We start from the raw sequence: 16,181 nt of genomic DNA on the forward strand, positions 1-16,181 counted from the left end.
AACCCCACATAAACCCACATGACTGCACACGTGGAGGACTCGTATGGCTACCAACGCGCAGGTTCGCACCGGCACCCCCGTCGTCCAGGGAATCGCCCTCGGGCCGGTCGTCCGCCCGGCGCCCGGCATCGATCTCGGCGAGCTGCCGGGCCCGCGCACCGACGCGGAGGGCGAGAAGCAGCGGTACGCCGACGCCGTCGCGGCGGTCAGCGAACGGCTGCGGGCCCGCGCCCGGGCGGCCACCGGCGTCGCCGCCGAGGTGCTCCTGGCGCAGGTCGCCCTCGTCGGCGACAAGGGCCTGCGCAAGAGCGCCGCCCGGCTCATCGACGCCGGCGCCGGCGCGGAGCAGGCGATGGACGGCGCGGCCGGCCAGTTCGTGGAGATGTTCACCAAGCTCGGCGGCCTGATGGCCGAGCGCACGACCGACCTGTGCGACCTGCGCTCGCGGGTCATCGCCGAGCTGCTCGGGCGTCCCGAGCCGGGGGTGCCCTCCCCCGACGTCCCCTCGGTGCTGATGGCGGACGACCTCGCGCCCGCCGACACCGCCACCCTCGACCCGGCCACCACGATCGCCCTGGTCACCCGGCTCGGCGGGCCGACCAGCCACACCGCGATCATCGCCCGCCAGCTGGGCGTGCCGTGCATCGTCGCGGCACCGGTCGGCGACATCCCCGCGGGTACCACGGTGCTGGTGGACGGCGGCAGCGGCACCATCACGATCGACCCCGATCCCGCCGAGGCGCAGGCGCTGATCGCCCGCGACCGCGCCACCCGGGCCGCGGCGGCCGCGTTCACCGGGCCGGGCGGGACGCAGGACGGGCACCGCGTGCAGGTCCTGGCCAACGTCCAGGACGGTCCCAGTGCCGAGCGGGCGCGCCGCGGCGCGGCCGAGGGCGTCGGGCTCTTCCGCAGCGAGCTGGCGTTCCTCGGCCGCGACCACGAGCCGACCGTCGAGCAGCAGTCCGAGGTGTACGGCGCGGTGCTGCGGGCGTTCGAGGGCCGCAAGGTCGTCATCCGCACCCTCGACGCGGGCAGCGACAAGCCGATGAAGTTCGCCAACCTGGCCCACGAGGACAACCCCGCCCTCGGCGTCCGCGGCTCTCGGCTCGCGGTGGCCAACCCCGGCCTGATGAGCCGGCAGCTCGACGCGATCGCCGACGCGGCGGCGCGGACCGCGCAGTCGCCGTGGGTCATGGCGCCGATGATCGCGACCGCCGCGGAGGCCGCCGACTTCGCCCGCCAGGTCCGGGAGCGGTCGCTGACCCCCGGCGTGATGGTCGAGATCCCCTCCGCCGCGCTGCGCGCCCGCGAGCTCCTGCAGCACGTCGACTTCCTGTCGATCGGCACCAACGACCTGTCCCAGTACACGATGGCCGCGGACCGGCTGTCGGCCGATCTCGCCGAGTTGACCGACCCGTGGCAGCCGGCGGTGCTGCAGCTCATCGAGATGACGGCGCGCGCCGGCGCGGAGGCGGGCAAGCCCGTCGGCGTCTGCGGGGAGGCGGCCGCCGACGCCATGCTCGCCTGCGTGCTCGTCGGGCTGGGGGTCACGTCGCTGTCCATGGCGGCGTCCGCGGTCGGCACGGTGGGCGCCGCTGTCGCGGGCGTCTCGCTGGAGCAGTGCCGCCGCGCGGCCGGGGCCGCGCTCGAGGCCGCGTCCCCTGCCGCGGCGCGCGCGGGAGCCGCCGAGGCACTCGGTCGCTAGCGCATCGCTACGATCGGGCTCAGCCTCGCGATCACCGCGCGCACAGCGAAAGGACCCGCCGATGTGGGCAAAGTACGTCGACCGTCCCCGCCACGTGGCCGGAATCGATGTCGAGCCCCCGGACCCCGCGACGCTGGCGGACGGTGAGGTGCTGCTGCGATTCCTCGTCGGCGGCCTCTGCGGCAGCGACGGCCCGCGGTGGCGCGGGCACACCCATCCGTTCACGCCCGGCCCCGGACCGCACCCCGGCACGCCGATGCACGAGATCGTCGGCGAGGTGGTCGCCACCCGCTCGCGGCTGCACCAGGTCGGCGACCGCGTCGTCGGGTGGGCCGACCGCTTCGACGGGCTCCAGGAGTACCTGGCCACCGGCGAGGAGGCGGTCCTCGCGTACGACGAGTCGCTCACGCCGGTGCAGGCGCTCATGCTGCAGCCGCTGGCCTGCGTTATCTACGCCGTCGAGCAGATGGGCCCGGTCGCCGGGCGGGACGCCGCGATCCTGGGGTTGGGGCCGATCGGCGTGCTCTTCGCGCACGTGCTGAAGCACGCCGGCGCCGCGAGCGTCACGGGGGTGGACGTCGTCGACCGCAGCGACGTCGCCGACTACTACGGCGTCGACCGGTTCGAGCACCACAGCACCAGCTCCTGGGCGGCGTCGCTGACGGCGTCCTCGCGGCGCCCGGATCTGGTCGTGGAGGCGATCGGTCACCAGGTCGGCTCACTGACGCACGCGGTCGAGGCGGTGCGCGACGGCGGGTTCATCTTCTACTTCGGCATCCCCGACGACCTGGTGTACCCCCTGCCGATGGGCCTCATGCTGCGCAAGCAGCTGACCTTGAAGGCCGGCACCACCGTCGAGCGGCGCCGCGCGCTAGCGGCTGCGGATGCCTACGTGCGCGAGCACCCGGACCTGCCGGGGCGCTACATCACCGGCGTGTACCGGCCCGAGGAGGCCGACGCCGCCTATCGGGCGGCGTACACCCCGGCGCCCGGCCAGCTCAAGATCGTCATCTCCGCCGTCCCGCGTTAGCCGCACGCTGCCCGGCCGCCGGACGCCGCCCACGACAAAGCGGGCTTCGTCGCCGGAAGCGGGGAAACTTCCCCTCTTTCGCCTTCGAAACCCACTTTGGCCCGCCGCCGCGGCCGCCGCGCCGCGGCACGGCGTACGACGAAGGGCCGCCTCCCTCGCGGGAAGCGGCCCTTCGGCTGATCGGTAGCGAGCGCTACTTCAGGATCTTGGTGACACGGCCGGCGCCGACGGTGCGGCCGCCCTCGCGGATGGCGAAGCGCAGGCCCTCCTCCATGGCGATCGGCTGGATGAGCTTGACGGTCATCTCGGTGTTGTCGCCCGGCATGACCATCTCGGTGCCCTCGGGAAGGGTCACGACGCCGGTCACGTCGGTGGTCCGGAAGTAGAACTGCGGACGGTAGTTGTTGAAGAACGGGGTGTGGCGGCCGCCCTCATCCTTGCCCAGGATGTAGACGTTCCCCTCGAACTCCGTGTGCGGAGTGATCGAGCCCGGCTTCACGACGACCATGCCGCGCTCGACGTCCTCGCGCTTGGTGCCGCGCAGCAGCAGACCGACGTTGTCGCCGGCCTCGCCGTAGTCGAGCAGCTTGCGGAACATCTCGACACCGGTGACGGTGGTCTTCTGCGACTGCTCGCGGATGCCGACGATCTCGACTTCCTCGTTGACGTTGACGCGGCCACGCTCGATGCGGCCGGTGACGACGGTGCCACGACCGGTGATCGTGAAGACGTCCTCGATCGGCATCAGGAACGGCTTGTCGGTGTCGCGCTCGGGATCCGGGATGAACTCGTCCACGGCGTCCATGAGCTCGGCGACCTTGGCGCCCCACTCCGGATCGCCCTCGAGAGCCTTCAGGCCCGAGACGCGGATGACCGGAGCATCGTCGCCCGGGAACTCGTACTGCGACAGCAGCTCGCGGACCTCGAGCTCGACGAGCTCCAGGATCTCGTCGTCCACGTCGGGCGAGTCGCACTTGTTGAGCGCGACGACGATGTACGGAACGCCGACCTGGCGGGCCAGGAGCACGTGCTCCTTGGTCTGCGGCATCGGGCCGTCGGTGCCCGAGACGACCAGGATCGCGCCGTCCATCTGCGCCGCACCGGTGATCATGTTCTTGATGTAGTCGGCGTGGCCCGGAGCGTCGACGTGAGCGTAGTGACGCTTCTCGGTCTGGTACTCCTGGTGCGAGACGTTGATCGTGATACCGCGCTGCTTCTCCTCAGGCGCGTTGTCGATCTCGTCGAAGGCAGCAGCCTTGTTCAGGTCCGGGTACTTGTCGGCCAGAACCTTGGTGATCGCGGCAGTCAGGGTGGTCTTGCCGTGGTCGACGTGACCGATCGTGCCGATGTTTACGTGCGGCTTAGTCCGCTCGAACTTGGCCTTCGCCACTGGTGTCCTCCTCGGGACGTTGGGTACGCCGTTTACGACGTGCCATGTTTGGAACCTTGTTGATTATTGCTGATGCGCCGGACGGACTGTCCGCCGCACCGGGAGCCGCGGCCCCGGACGATTACTCGCCCGTGGCCTTGGCGACGATCTCCTTCGCCACGTTCGCCGGAACCTCGGCGTACGAGTCGAAAACCATGCTGTACGACGCGCGGCCCTGGGTGCGCGAGCGCAGGTCGCCCACGTAGCCGAACATCTCCGACAGCGGAACCTGGGCGCGGACGACGCGCGAGCCGCTGCGCTCCTCCATGGCCTGGATGATGCCGCGGCGCGAGTTCAGGTCGCCGATGACGTCGCCCATGTTCTCCTCCGGGGTCACGACCTCGACGGCCATGACCGGCTCGAGGATGACCGCCCCGGCCTGGCGCAGCGCCTCACGCATCGCCATGGTGCCGGCGATCTTGAACGCCATCTCCGAGGAGTCGACGTCGTGGAACTGGCCGTCCATGAGGGTGCACTTGACGCCGACCACCGGGTACCCGGCGAGGACGCCGTACTGCAGCGCGTCCTGGGCGCCGGCGTCGACCGAGGGGATGTACTCCTTCGGCACGCGGCCGCCGGTGACCTCGTTCGAGAACTCGTAGGTGGCGCCGTCCTCGCGAGCCTCGAGAGGCTCGACACGGATCTGCACCTTCGCGAACTGGCCCGAGCCGCCGGTCTGCTTCTTGTGCGTGTAGTCCAGGCGCTCGACGGTCTTGCGGATCGCCTCGCGGTAGGCCACCTGCGGCTTGCCGACGTTGGCCTCGACGTTGAACTCGCGGCGCATGCGGTCGACCAGCACCTCGAGGTGCAGCTCGCCCATGCCGGAGATGATCGTCTGTCCGGACTCCTCGTCGTTCTCGACCTTGAAGGTGGGATCCTCCTCGGCGAGCTTCTGGATCGCGACGCCCAGCTTCTCCTGGTCACCCTTGGTCTTCGGCTCGATGGCCACCGACAGCACGGTGTCGGGGAAGGTCATCGACTCGAGGACGATCGGGTTCTGCGAGTCGCACAGCGTCTCGCCGGTGGTGGTCTGCTTCAGGCCCGCGACGGCGATGATCTCGCCGGCGCCGGCGTCCGAGCGCTCCTCGCGCTTGTTGGCGCGCATCTGGTAGATCTTGCCGATGCGCTCCTTGCGGTCCTTGGTCGAGTTGATGACCTGGTCGCCGACGGCGACGCGGCCCGAGTAGACGCGCACGAAGGTCAGCTTGCCCAGGTGCGGATCGGTCTGCACCTTGAACGCCAGGCCGGAGAACGGCTGGTCGTCGCTGGGCTCGCGGGTCGCCTCGGTCTCGCCGTCCTGCAGCGTGCCGTGCACCGCGCCGATGTCCAGCGGGGACGGCATGTAGGCGATGACGTTGTCCAGCAGCGGCTGGACGCCCTTGTTCTTGAACGACGTCCCGCACATCACCGGGTTCAGGCTGCCGGAGATGGTGGCGCGGCGGATGCCGGCCTTGATCTCCGGGATGGACAGCTCCTCGCCACCGAGGTACTTCTCCATGATCTCGTCGTCGTTCTCGGCGAGCGTCTCGAGCAGCTTCTCGCGGTACTCCTCGGCCTTGTCCTGCAGGTCGGCCGGGATGTCCTCGACGTCGTAGTCCTCGCCGATCTTCGTCTCGCCGCGCCAGGTCAGCGCCTTCATCTGCAGCAGGTCGACGACGCCGATGAAGTCGGCCTCGGCACCGATGGGAAGCTGCACGACCAGCGGCGTCGCGCCGAGGCGGTCGACCATCATCTGCACGCAGCGGTAGAAGTCCGCGCCGGTGCGGTCGAGCTTGTTGACGTAGCACATGCGGGGGACGTTGTACTTGTCCGCCTGCCGCCAGACGTTCTCGGTCTGCGACTCGACACCGGCGACGCCGTCGTACACCGCGACAGCGCCGTCGAGGACGCGCAGCGAGCGCTCGACCTCGACGGTGAAGTCGACGTGGCCCGGCGTGTCGATGATCTGGATGACGTGGTCTTTCCAGTTGCACTTGATCGCCGCGGAGGTGATCGTGATGCCGCGCTCCTGCTCCTGCTCCATCCAGTCCATGGTGGCCGCACCGTCGTGGACCTCACCGATCTTGTAGGTCATGCCGGTGTAGAAGAGGATGCGCTCGGTCGTGGTGGTCTTGCCGGCATCGATGTGCGCCATGATGCCGATGTTGCGGACCTTGGAGAGGTCGGTAGCCACTCGATTTTCTCGCAATCGCTTTGGTTGGGGTGTGTCTAGAACTGCGCCGTACGCCGCGCCCTCGTGAGGCGGCGGCGTACGGGGTGGATTACCAGCGGTAGTGCGCGAAGGCCTTGTTGGACTCGGCCATCTTGTGCATGTCCTCGCGACGCTTGACGCTCGCGCCGAGACCGTTCGAGGCGTCCAGGATCTCGTTCATCAGGCGCTCGGTCATGGTCTTCTCGCGACGCTGGCGGCTGTAGGCGACCAGCCAGCGCAGCGCGAGGGTGTTGGCGCGGTTCGGCTTGACCTCGACCGGGACCTGGTAGGTGGCGCCGCCGACGCGGCGCGACTTGACCTCGAGGGCGGGCTTGATGTTGTCGAGCGCGCGCTTGAGGGTGATCACCGGGTCGTTGCCGTCGGACTTCGCCCGGGCGCCTTCGAGCGCGCCGTAGACGATGCGCTCAGCGGTCGAGCGCTTGCCCGACAGCAGGATCTTGTTGACCAGCGAGGTGACGACGGGGTTGCCGTAGACCGGGTCGTTGATGACCGGGCGACGGGGCGCGGGACCCTTGCGAGGCATTAGCTCTTCTCCTTCTTGGCGCCGTAGCGCGAACGTGCCTGCTTGCGGCCACGGACACCCTGGGTGTCGAGCGAGCCGCGGATGATCTTGTAGCGCACACCGGGCAGGTCCTTCACACGACCGCCGCGGACGAGCACGATCGAGTGCTCCTGCAGGTTGTGGCCGACGCCCGGGATGTAGGCGGTGACCTCGATGCCGCTCGAGAGCTTCACGCGGGCGACCTTGCGCAGCGCGGAGTTCGGCTTCTTCGGGGTGGTGGTGTACACGCGGGTGCACACACCGCGACGCTGGGGGCTTCCCTTGAGCGCAGGCGTGTTGGTCTTCGTGACCTTGTCCTGGCGGCCCTTGCGGACCAGCTGCTGGATCGTAGGCATACTGCCTCTTCGTCTCCTCAAACTCACAGCGACTGCCGGGGCTCGAAGGCGCCTAGCGCTGCTGCTCTGTGTACTTGACTGTTGTGGTGGTGCGAGGTTCAGTTGTGCTCGCCGGTACCCGCGCTCGGGCGTGTCGGACGGGTCGACACGTTAACGGGCCTGGCTGCATGTGGCCACGGCTGCCGCAGCACATACCTGTGCATGGCGCCGTACGGCGTGAGCACAAGGGTCAACTCTACCGCCCGGTCCGCAGGCCGTCAAAGTGAAGGCCGACCCCAATAGCGTGATCCGGGTCGCTAGGTCCGGTCGGTGCCGCGGCGGCCCGGGGCTGTGCGCGGGTTCAGGAAATAGCGTACCGCGGCGCCCGGCACCACCTCGGCGTTCGGGCGTACCCCGAGCCGCCGCTCGGGTGCGGTGGCGAGCGCGCCGAGGGTGCCCTGGACGACGTCCAGGCGGCCCGCGTCGCTCGCGTCCTGCATCACCCGGCGCACTCGGGCCGGGAGCGACAGCGGCCAGGCGAGCAGCAGCAACGGGAGCAGCACGACCCACCAGGCGGTGGCCAGCGAGCTGGTCAGCAGCAGGATCACGACGACCACCGCGGCGGCCACCACCGGGAGGACGGCGCCGAGCAGCACGCCGCCCAGCAGGCTCGGCCAGGCCGACGGCCAGGCCTGCGGCAGCGCGGGATGGTGCGGCCGGCGGGCCGGTCGGGTCGACATGCGCACAGCGTACTGAACGCGGGCGCGGGCGCGGCGCTTCGGCCGCCGCCGGGCGGCGCTCAGCCGCCGAACCTGCGGTGGCGGTGCGCGTACTCGCGGACCGCGCGCAGGAAGTCCACGCGGCGGAAGTCCGGCCAGTACACGTCGGAGAAGTAGAACTCGGCGTTCGCGGTCTGCCACAGCAGGAAGCCCGACAGCCGCTGCTCCCCCGACGTCCGGATGATCAGGTCCGGGTCGGGCTGGCCCTTGGTGTACAGGTGCGCGGCGATGTCGTCGAGGTCGATCGCCTCGGCGGCCTGCTCGATGCTGAGCCCGCGGTCCGCGGCGGTGCGCAGCGCCCCGCGGACGGCGTCGACGATCTCCTGCCGGCCGCCGTACCCGACCGCGATGTTGATGGCCATCCCACCGTGCCCCTCGGTGGCGGCGGCGGCGTCCTGCAGGGCCGCGGCGACGTCCGGCGGCAGCAGGTCGAGGGCGCCCATCAGCCGGATGCGCCAGTCGCGCCCGCCACGGCTGAGCCGGCGGGCCACGTCCGAGATGACCTGCAGCAGCGGACCGATCTCCTCGGGGTCGCGATTGGTGAGGTTGTCGGTGGACAGCAGCCAGATGGTCACCACCTCGACACCGAGATCGTCGCTCCAGCGCATCAGGTCGTCGAGCTTCTCGCCGCCGTAGCGGTGGCCGTCGGCGACCTCGAAGCCCATCTCGCGGGCCCAGCGGCGGTTGCCGTCCACGATCACCCCGATGTGCCTGGGGATGTTGGCGCCCTTGAGGTCGGCCAGCACCCGGCTCTCGTAGGCGGTGTACAGCGCGGGCGACAGCACGCGCTTGGCGCGCTTGCGCGCCTTGGTCAGGGCGCGTCGCGCACGCGCTGCGGTGATCGCCACTCCCGGACCTTATCGCCTGGTCCGGCCCGCCGGCGCGCGGCCGAGGGGCAGCGATCCGCGCAACACTTACGGCACCGTAGGTTACGCGCGAGTAGCCTGAACTGGTGAACCGTAACCTGCACGTGGTGGATGTCGTCCAGCGGCTCGAGCTGGAGCGTGCGCTCGCCGACGCCGATCCCGACTACGAGCCGCTCGACACCCGCCCCACGTGGCGCGGCTGGATCCATTTCGGCGCGTTCTTCACCGCGATCGTGCAGTCCGCGGTGCTGATCCCCCTGGCCGCGGTGCAGAGCGGCCGCGCCGCGCTGGCGGTGTCGATCTACTGCGCGGCGATGCTCGCGCTGTTCGGGACGTCGGCGCTGTACCACCGCCGGCGCTGGACGACGCGCGGCTGGAAGATCATGAAGCGGCTGGACCACAGCATGATCTTCCTGTTCATCGCCGGGACCTACGCGCCGTTCGGGTTCATGGCGCTCGGCGGCGCCACGCGCTGGTGGATCCTCGGCGTGGTGTGGACCGGCGCGCTCGCCGGGATCGCGCTGAAGCTCTTCTGGCCCCTCGCGCCGCGCTGGGTCGGCGTGCCGATCTACCTCGCCGTGGGCTGGGCCGCGGTGTTCGTGCTCGGGCCGCTGCTGCGCAACGGCGGGGTCGGCGCCCTGGTGCTGCTGATGGTCGGCGGGCTGTGCTACACGGTCGGCGCGATCGCCTACGCCGCCAAGTGGCCCAACCCGCGCCCCGGCCACTTCGGGTACCACGAGGTGTTCCACGCGTTCACGGTGCTCGCGGCGACCAGCCACTACATCGCGGTCTTCCTGGTGCTCTACTCCAGCCCGCTGGTCTGAGGCCCGGCGCTCAGCCCAGCATCCACCAGGACAGCAGCACGAGCACGAGCAGGATCGCGGCGCCGACGGCGATCACCGCGGCCCAGGGCCGGCCGGCCGCCGCCGGCACGGCCGCGTGCCGCGGCCCGACGCCGGCCGCCGCCACCTGCGCCAGCGCCGGACCGCGCGCCGGGAGGGAGCGGACGACGTCCGCCGCCAGCACCTGCACCTCCGGCGGCGCCTCGTCGGAGACGATCGTCGAGGTCTCGGCGATCACGTCCAGGACGCGCAACGCCTCCGCGGCCTGCTCGCTGGTCCACCGCTGCTCGGGGTCGCGCTCCATCATCTGGCCGATCGGCCGTTCCAGGATGCCGGCGTGCACCGGCTCCCGGGGCTCCTGCTCGATCACCCGGTGCAGCATCGCGACGGGGGTGCCCGCGTCGTCGTACGGCGCCTTGCCCTCCACGGCGGCGAACAACGTCGCCCCCAGCGCCCACACGTCGCTCGGGAAGTCCGGCTCCCCGGTGCGGGCGAGCTCGGGCGAGAAGTACACCGGCGTACCGCTCATGACCCCTTCCAGGGTCACCTGCTCCTCGTTCTCCTTGCGCGCGATGCCGAAGTCGACCAGCTTGGCGTCGCCCTGCGGGGTGATGAGGATGTTGGCCGGCTTGACGTCGCGGTGCACCACGCCCGCGGCGTGCGCGGCGGCGAGGCCCTCGGCCAGCTGGGCGCCGATGTGCACCACCTGCTCGACGGGCATCCGGCCGCGGTCGGTGATGACCTTCTGCAGGTTCTCCGACTCGACGTACTCCATGACCAGCCACAGCTGATCGGTGTCCTCCACGATGTCGTGGATCTGCACCACGTGCGGGTTGGCGATCGCGGCGACGGTGCGGGCCTCGCGACGGGCGCGTTCGACCGACCGGCCGTCGATGCCGACACCGGCCGCGATCTGCTTCACGGCGACCTGGCGACCGAGCACCGGGTCGTCGCACAGCCACACCATGCCCATTCCGCCGCGGCCAAGGGCCCTGATCACGCGATAGCGATCAGCGATCAGCTCGGGGGGATTCATGCTCTGGACGGGCCTCTCTGGACTACTGGCGGCCTGCGCGACGGTCCGGACGCATGCTCGGGATCTATCATGCCTAGTTTCACGACGCTCTCGCAGGTGTAATGAGCACGATTGCGTCTCATCCCGGCCTCCGGCGGCATGTCGCCGCTCGTGCGCCGGCTCCCGGCGGCTAGTTCGCCGTCCAGCCGCCGTCGATCTTGTACGACGAGCCGTTGATGCAGTCCGCCAGCGGCGAGCACAGGTAGGCGGCCAGCTCGGCGACCTCCTCGGGCTCGAGCAGCCGCTTCACGGACGGACGCTGCAGCATCACCTGCTCGATGACCTCGTCCTCGCCGATGCCGCGCGTCCTCGCCTGGTCGGCGATCTGCTTCTCGACGAGCGGGGTGCGCACGTAGCCGGGGTTGATGCAGTTGGAGGTCACCCCGTGGCCGCCGCCTTCCATGGCGGTCACCTTGCTGAGGCCCTCGAGGCCGTGCTTGGCGGTCACGTACGCGACCTTGAAAGGCGAGGCGACCAGGCCGTGCGCGGAGCTGATGTTGACCACCCGGCCCCAGCCGCGCTCGTACATCCGCGGCAGCGAGGCCTGGATGAGCCGGAACGGCGCCTCCACCATCACCTTCTGGATGGCGACGAACACCGCGGGGTCGAACTCCTCGATGGGCGCGACCCGCTGGAAGCCGGCGTTGTTGACGATGATGTCGGCGGCGTAGCCGGCGGCGTCGATCCGCTCCAGGGCCGCCGGGTCGGACAGGTCGGCGCCGATCCCCCGGCCGCCGAGCGGCTCGGCGACGGCCTGCGCGGCACTCGCGTCGAGGTCGACGATCACAACGGTGGCGCCGGCCTGGGCGAGGCGGGTGGCGCACGCCAGCCCGATGCCGCTGACGCCGCCGGTGATCAGCGCGGTCTTGCCGGAGAGGTCGACATTGACGAGTGGCTCGGTGGGCATCGGGGCCTCCTGGCGAGTTGCAGCAGCGGTGCGCCCAAGGTAGCCGACCGGCCGGCTCGCGCACGCGGCGCCTCGACTCAGGGGAGTGCGCCCCCTAGGCTTTCGCCATGGAGCACACCCTGGAGTGCGATCTGCTGGTCATCGGCGCGGGGCCGGCGGGTCTGTTCGCCGCCTACTACGCGGGCTTCCGGGATCTGCGGGTCGTCGTCGTCGACTCGCTGCCCGAGCCCGGCGGGCAGGTGAGCGCGCTGTACCCGGAGAAGGTCATCTACGACGTCGCGGGGTTTCCCGCGGTCAAGGGCCAGGAGCTCGTCGATCGGCTCGTCGAGCAGGCCGCCCAGTACTCGCCGCGGTACCTGCTCGGCCATCGCGCGGAGCACCTCGCGGCGCATCAGGACCACGTCGAGGTGATCACCAGCCAGGACGCCGTGATCCAGGCCAAGGCGGTGCTGATCACCGGCGGCATCGGCACCTTCACCCCGCGTCCCCTGCAGGACGCCGAGGACTACGAGGGGCACGGGCTGCGCTACTTCGTGCCGAAGCTGGAGGACCTGCGGGACCAGGACGTGCTCATCGTCGGCGGCGGCGACTCGGCGTTCGACTGGGCCGACAGCCTGGACGGTGTCGCGCGCTCGCGCACGTTGATCCATCGGCGCGAGCAGTTCCGGGCGCACGAGGGCACGGTGCAGAAGGTCCTCGCGGGGGACCTCACCGTGCTCACGCCGTACGAGGTCGCCAAGATCAGCGGCGACCCGGAGATCACCGCCGTCGACGTGTTCCACAGCAAGACCGGCGAGCGCCGCACGCTGGAGGTGCAGGCCGTGGTCGCGGCCCTCGGGTTCACCGCGGACATGGGCATCTTCGCGTCGTGGGGCATCGAGCAGCGCAAGCGGCACCTGCTCGTGGACGCCGCGATGCGCACCAACCTCCCGCGGGTGTTCGCCGCCGGGGACATCGTCGACTACGCCTCGGACCCGGAGGCGAAGGTGCGGCTGATCGCGGTCGGCTTCGGTGAGGCCGCGACCGCCGTGAACAACGCCGTCCCGGTGATCCGCCCGGGCGCGAAGGTCTTCCCGGGGCACTCCTCGGACCCCGGCTGACGGGCTAGGGCTTGCGGCGGGCGCGCGCCTTCGCGACGCGCTCCCGGCGCTTGGCGCGCTGCTCGTCCATGAGCTGCTCGGGAGTGCCCAGCCGAGGGCGGGTCTGCGGGAACTCGTCGACGTCGTCGTCGGCTCGCGGCGGCACCGCCGGCTTCGCCTCGCCGAGGTGCTCCTGCGGCGGCGGCGTCGCGTCGGGCCGGAAGTCGGAGGGCACCTTCTTGATGTGCCGGTTCATCGAGCGGAACAGGAAGTAGCAGGCGACGACGAACACCAGCAGCACGAACAAGCCGGTCGGGGCGGCCTTGCCCCACTCGGGGTTGTTCGGTGGCGCGTTGTTCGGGCCGGCCTCCGCGAGCAGCACGCTCGCCGTGCCCACCAGGGTCTGGATCATCGGGACGCCACCTCCAGGCGTTCGCGGACACCGGCGAACAGGTCGTCCTCCGGGATGGCCGAATCGACGTGCGAGATCGCCAGCTCGTAGTCCTCCGTGGGCCACGCGGTGCGCTGGGACTCCAGCGATGCGGCGAACCACCGGCCCTCGGGATCGACCTGGGTGGCGTGCGCGCGCAGCGCGTCGTCGCGGACGTGGAAGTAGTCGCCGCACGGCACCCGCGTGGTGATGCGCCGGAAGTTGTCCGGCCGGTCGCCCCACGAGGCCAGCCACTCCTTGTAGACCGCCTCGCCGCCGTGTGTCTCGAGGTACTCGTCGATGGCTTCCATCCGGGCCCGCGAGAAGTTCATGTGGTAGTAGACCTTCAGGATCTGCCAGGGCTCGCCGAGCTCGGGGTGGTACGCCGGATCGGCGGCCGCCTCGACGGCCGCCATGGAGACGGTGTGCGTCATGATGTGGTCCGGGTGCGGGTAGCCGCCGTTCTCGTCGTACGTCAGCATCACGTGCGGCCGGTCGCGGCGGATCATCTCGACCAGCGGGGGCACCGTCTCCTCCAGCGGGGCCAGTGCGAAGCAGCCCTCCGGCAGCGGCGGCAGCGGGTCGCCCTCCGGCAGGCCCGAGTCCACGAAGCCCAGCCACCACTGCTTCACCCCGAGGATCTCGCGGGCGCGGGCCATCTCCGCGCGGCGGATCTCGCCGATGCGCTCCCAGGTCTCGGGCGTGTCCATCGCGGGGTTCAGGACGCTGCCCCGCTCGCCGCCGGTGCACGTGACGACGACGACGTCGACGCCCTCGGCGACGTACTTCGCCATCGTCGCGGCGCCCTTGCTGGACTCGTCATCGGGATGGGCGTGCACCGCCATCAGGCGAAGCTGCGCATTGTCGTTCGTCGGCATGCCTCCATTCTCCCTGATCGTCGTCGGGCACCGTCGGCCGCACGCTGTGACGACGACCGGCGCTCGCCGCCGGCGTTTGACATGCCGGGTACCGTGGGCAGTTCACTGTCGATTCTCCAGGAGAAACCCATGTCTGAACCCGGCAAGACCTGGCTCACCCAGGCGGCGTACGACAAGCTGAAGGCCGAGCTCGACGAGCTGATCGCCAACCGTCCGGCGGTCGCCGCCGAGATCAACGAGCGTCGCGAAGAGGGCGACCTGAAGGAGAACGGCGGCTACCACGCCGCCCGCGAGGAGCAGGGGCGCCAGGAGGGCCGGATCCGCCAGCTCGAGGAGCTGCTGCGCAACGCCGAGATCGGCGAGGCGCCGGACGCCGACGCCGGAATCGGCATCGGCAGCGTCGTGCGGGTGCGGTACGTCGGCGACGACGACGAGGAGAAGTTCCTCATCGGCTCCCGCGAGATCGCCGCGACCACCGACCTGCAGGTCTACTCCCCCGAGTCGGCGATCGGCGAGGCGCTGATCGGTCACCGCGCCGGCGACGAGGTGACCTACGAGACGCCCACCGGCGCCAAGATCACCATCGAGATCATCGGCGTCGAGGCGTTCCACGCCTAGCTAGACGTCGCAGCTGACCCGGTAGCCGGCCTCCTCGAGGGCGGCGACCAGGGCGGCCGCGTGCTCGCGGCCCTTCGTCTCCACCCGCAGCGAGATCGCCACCTCCCCCAGGCTGAGGTCCGAGCGCAGCCGGGAGTGCTCGACGTCGACGATGTTGGCCCCGTGGTCGGCCAGCAGGTGCACCAGCCGGGCCAGCGTCCCGGGCCGGTCGGCGACCGCGCAGCGCAGCGACAGGTAGCGTCCCACGGCGACCATGCCGTGCTGGATCACCTGCATCAGCAGCACCGGGTCGACGTTCCCGCCGGACAGGATCGCCACCAACGGCGGCTCGAACCGGTCGGGATGCGCCAGCACGGCCGCCATCGCGGCGGCGCCCGCCGGCTCCACCACGAGCTTGGCCCGCTCCAGGCAGAACAGCAGCGCCTCGGAGATGTCGTCCTCGCTCACGGTCACGATGTCGTCGACCAGCGCCTGCACGTGCGCGAGGGTGATCTCGGCGGGCTTCGGCACGGCGATGCCGTCGGCCATCGTCGCCATCCGCTGCAGCGCGACCGGGTGGCCCTGGCGCAGCGACTCCGGAAACGCCGCCGCGGCCCGCGCCTGGACCCCGACGATGCGCACGTCGGGCCGCCGGCCCCGGATCGCCGCCGCGACGCCGGACAGCAGGCCGCCGCCCCCTGTCGAGACGACCACGGTGCGCACGTCGGGACACTGCTCCAGGATCTCCAGACCGCACGTCCCCTGGCCCGCGATGAGGTCCGGGTGGTCGAACGGGTGGATGAAGATCGCCCCGGTACGCCGGGCGTCCTCCTCCGCGGCGAGCAGCGCCTCGCCGAGGTCGGCCCCGACCTGGTGCACGGTGGCGCCGTACCCCCGGGTGGCCGCGAGCTTGGGCAGCGGCGCGTTCACCGGCATGTAGACGGCCGCGGGCGCGCCGAGGATGGCCGCCGCCAGCGCCACCCCCTGGGCGTGGTTGCCGGCGCTGGCCGCGACGACGCCGCGGGCCCGCTCCTCCTCGCTCAGCCGGGCGATCCGCACGTAGGCACCGCGGATCTTGAACGACCCGGCCCGCTGGAGGTTCTCGCACTTGAGGTACGCCGGACCGCCGATGCGCTGGGCGAGAGCACGGGAGCTCTCCAGCGGGGTCTCGCGCAGGACGCCGGCGATCTCGCGGCGCGCCAGCTCGACGTCCTGGACCGTCACCAGCGGAATGCTCATGCCCAGGATCTTGCCACCCGTGGTCCACATCGTGGGATGCGACTCCTCCCGCCGGCCGCCGCCGGAAGGAGTGATCTGCCTGTTGTCCACAGGTGCGCGGTGGCCGGAAAGTTGTCGGGGTTGGCACGTATGTTCTAGTCATGGAGCAGGAGGCGACGAACGGGGTCATGGCCGACCCGGGCGATGTCGCGCTGGCCGAGATCATCGAGGTGCGCAAGCAGCAGGCCGCGCTGCACC

Annotated in this window: 16 protein-coding genes; 5 read left to right on the forward strand and 11 right to left on the reverse strand. The window is 70.8% G+C overall.

Features of this window, described 5'->3' with window-relative positions; all coding sequences use genetic code 11:
• Nucleotides 1–43: 43 nt before the first annotated feature.
• Entirely contained in the window at nucleotides 44–1,705 is a 1,662-nt protein-coding gene (ptsP, locus tag F8A92_RS12505; RefSeq protein ID WP_153505499.1) for a phosphoenolpyruvate--protein phosphotransferase, read from the forward strand.
• Nucleotides 1,706–1,766: 61 nt separating this feature from the next.
• Nucleotides 1,767–2,735, forward strand: coding sequence for a zinc-binding dehydrogenase (locus tag F8A92_RS12510; RefSeq protein WP_153505500.1), 969 nt, complete (start codon nucleotides 1,767–1,769; stop codon nucleotides 2,733–2,735).
• Nucleotides 2,736–2,928: 193 nt separating this feature from the next.
• Here F8A92_RS12510 and tuf read toward each other — a convergent pair whose 3' ends face one another.
• The 6 genes from tuf to F8A92_RS12540 form a co-directional block, all read right to left on the reverse strand.
• The gene (gene tuf, locus F8A92_RS12515) at nucleotides 2,929–4,125 is read right to left on the reverse strand and encodes an elongation factor Tu (protein WP_153505501.1); all 1,197 of its coding nucleotides are present in this window, start codon (nucleotides 4,123–4,125) and stop codon (nucleotides 2,929–2,931) included.
• Between the two features lie 121 nt (nucleotides 4,126–4,246).
• Nucleotides 4,247–6,337, reverse strand: a complete 2,091-nt coding sequence (gene fusA / locus F8A92_RS12520) for an elongation factor G (RefSeq protein WP_153505502.1) — start codon at nucleotides 6,335–6,337, stop codon at nucleotides 4,247–4,249.
• Between the two features lie 88 nt (nucleotides 6,338–6,425).
• Nucleotides 6,426–6,899 carry a 30S ribosomal protein S7 gene (gene rpsG / locus F8A92_RS12525; protein WP_153505503.1) on the reverse strand — a complete coding sequence of 158 codons (474 nt, stop codon included), beginning with the start codon at nucleotides 6,897–6,899 and terminating at the stop codon, nucleotides 6,426–6,428.
• A complete protein-coding gene (rpsL, locus tag F8A92_RS12530) occupies nucleotides 6,899–7,273 on the reverse strand; it encodes a 30S ribosomal protein S12 (protein ID WP_106849762.1) in 375 nt (124 codons plus the stop codon). The genes rpsG and rpsL overlap by 1 nt, the downstream gene beginning before the upstream one ends.
• A 296-nt stretch (nucleotides 7,274–7,569) precedes the next feature.
• Nucleotides 7,570–7,992 carry a hypothetical protein gene (locus F8A92_RS12535; protein WP_153505504.1) on the reverse strand — a complete coding sequence of 141 codons (423 nt, stop codon included), beginning with the start codon at nucleotides 7,990–7,992 and terminating at the stop codon, nucleotides 7,570–7,572.
• Between the two features lie 59 nt (nucleotides 7,993–8,051).
• On the reverse strand, nucleotides 8,052–8,879 hold the full coding sequence (locus F8A92_RS12540) for an isoprenyl transferase (RefSeq protein ID WP_228389418.1): 828 nt from the start codon (nucleotides 8,877–8,879) through the stop codon (nucleotides 8,052–8,054).
• A gap of 104 nt (nucleotides 8,880–8,983) precedes the next feature.
• Here F8A92_RS12540 and trhA point away from each other — a divergent pair, with 104 nt between their 5' ends.
• Complete coding sequence (gene trhA, locus F8A92_RS12545; protein WP_153505505.1) at nucleotides 8,984–9,721, forward strand: PAQR family membrane homeostasis protein TrhA; 738 nt, start codon at nucleotides 8,984–8,986, stop codon at nucleotides 9,719–9,721.
• Between the two features lie 10 nt (nucleotides 9,722–9,731).
• Here the strand turns inward: trhA and F8A92_RS12550 are convergent, their stop codons facing one another.
• On the reverse strand, nucleotides 9,732–10,775 hold the full coding sequence (locus F8A92_RS12550) for a serine/threonine-protein kinase (protein ID WP_153505506.1): 1,044 nt from the start codon (nucleotides 10,773–10,775) through the stop codon (nucleotides 9,732–9,734).
• A 169-nt stretch (nucleotides 10,776–10,944) separates the two neighbouring features.
• Entirely contained in the window at nucleotides 10,945–11,721 is a 777-nt protein-coding gene (locus tag F8A92_RS12555) for a 3-hydroxybutyrate dehydrogenase (RefSeq protein WP_153505507.1), read from the reverse strand.
• 107 nt (nucleotides 11,722–11,828) lie between these two features.
• On the opposite strand from F8A92_RS12555, the gene F8A92_RS12560 reads away from it, so the two are divergent.
• Nucleotides 11,829–12,821, forward strand: a complete 993-nt coding sequence (locus F8A92_RS12560) for an NAD(P)/FAD-dependent oxidoreductase (RefSeq protein WP_153505508.1) — start codon at nucleotides 11,829–11,831, stop codon at nucleotides 12,819–12,821.
• Nucleotides 12,822–12,825: 4 nt separating this feature from the next.
• On the opposite strand, the gene F8A92_RS12565 is transcribed toward F8A92_RS12560, so the two are convergent.
• On the reverse strand, nucleotides 12,826–13,212 hold the full coding sequence (locus F8A92_RS12565; protein WP_153505509.1) for a hypothetical protein: 387 nt from the start codon (nucleotides 13,210–13,212) through the stop codon (nucleotides 12,826–12,828).
• Entirely contained in the window at nucleotides 13,209–14,108 is a 900-nt protein-coding gene (gene mca, locus F8A92_RS12570; protein ID WP_153505510.1) for a mycothiol conjugate amidase Mca, read from the reverse strand. The genes F8A92_RS12565 and mca overlap by 4 nt, the downstream gene beginning before the upstream one ends.
• 129 nt (nucleotides 14,109–14,237) lie before the next feature.
• On the opposite strand from mca, the gene greA reads away from it, so the two are divergent.
• On the forward strand, nucleotides 14,238–14,726 hold the full coding sequence (gene greA / locus F8A92_RS12575) for a transcription elongation factor GreA (RefSeq protein WP_153505511.1): 489 nt from the start codon (nucleotides 14,238–14,240) through the stop codon (nucleotides 14,724–14,726).
• Here the strand turns inward: greA and ilvA are convergent, their stop codons facing one another.
• Nucleotides 14,727–15,974, reverse strand: coding sequence for a threonine ammonia-lyase (ilvA, locus tag F8A92_RS12580; protein ID WP_228389419.1), 1,248 nt, complete (start codon nucleotides 15,972–15,974; stop codon nucleotides 14,727–14,729).
• Between the last annotated feature and the right edge of the window lie 207 nt (nucleotides 15,975–16,181).

This window comes from Cumulibacter manganitolerans, from assembly GCF_009602465.1.
In the GTDB taxonomy this organism is placed as follows: domain Bacteria; phylum Actinomycetota; class Actinomycetes; order Mycobacteriales; family Antricoccaceae; genus Cumulibacter; species Cumulibacter manganitolerans.

Excerpts from the sequence above, each read along its gene's own strand:
- ptsP (WP_153505499.1), top strand. The coding sequence starts at position 44 with ATGGCTACCAACGCGCAGGTTCGCACCGGCACCCCCGTCGTCCAGGGA.
- F8A92_RS12555 (WP_153505507.1), bottom strand. The coding sequence starts at position 11,721 with ATGCCCACCGAGCCACTCGTCAATGTCGACCTCTCCGGCAAGACCGCG.
- F8A92_RS12565 (WP_153505509.1), bottom strand. The coding sequence starts at position 13,212 with ATGATCCAGACCCTGGTGGGCACGGCGAGCGTGCTGCTCGCGGAGGCC.
- mca (WP_153505510.1), bottom strand. The coding sequence starts at position 14,108 with ATGCCGACGAACGACAATGCGCAGCTTCGCCTGATGGCGGTGCACGCC.
- F8A92_RS12550 (WP_153505506.1), bottom strand. The coding sequence starts at position 10,775 with ATGAATCCCCCCGAGCTGATCGCTGATCGCTATCGCGTGATCAGGGCC.
- rpsL (WP_106849762.1), bottom strand. The coding sequence starts at position 7,273 with ATGCCTACGATCCAGCAGCTGGTCCGCAAGGGCCGCCAGGACAAGGTC.
- greA (WP_153505511.1), top strand. The coding sequence starts at position 14,238 with ATGTCTGAACCCGGCAAGACCTGGCTCACCCAGGCGGCGTACGACAAG.
- F8A92_RS12510 (WP_153505500.1), top strand. The coding sequence starts at position 1,767 with ATGTGGGCAAAGTACGTCGACCGTCCCCGCCACGTGGCCGGAATCGAT.
- ilvA (WP_228389419.1), bottom strand. The coding sequence starts at position 15,974 with ATGTGGACCACGGGTGGCAAGATCCTGGGCATGAGCATTCCGCTGGTG.
- F8A92_RS12560 (WP_153505508.1), top strand. The coding sequence starts at position 11,829 with ATGGAGCACACCCTGGAGTGCGATCTGCTGGTCATCGGCGCGGGGCCG.
- rpsG (WP_153505503.1), bottom strand. The coding sequence starts at position 6,899 with ATGCCTCGCAAGGGTCCCGCGCCCCGTCGCCCGGTCATCAACGACCCG.
- F8A92_RS12535 (WP_153505504.1), bottom strand. The coding sequence starts at position 7,992 with ATGTCGACCCGACCGGCCCGCCGGCCGCACCATCCCGCGCTGCCGCAG.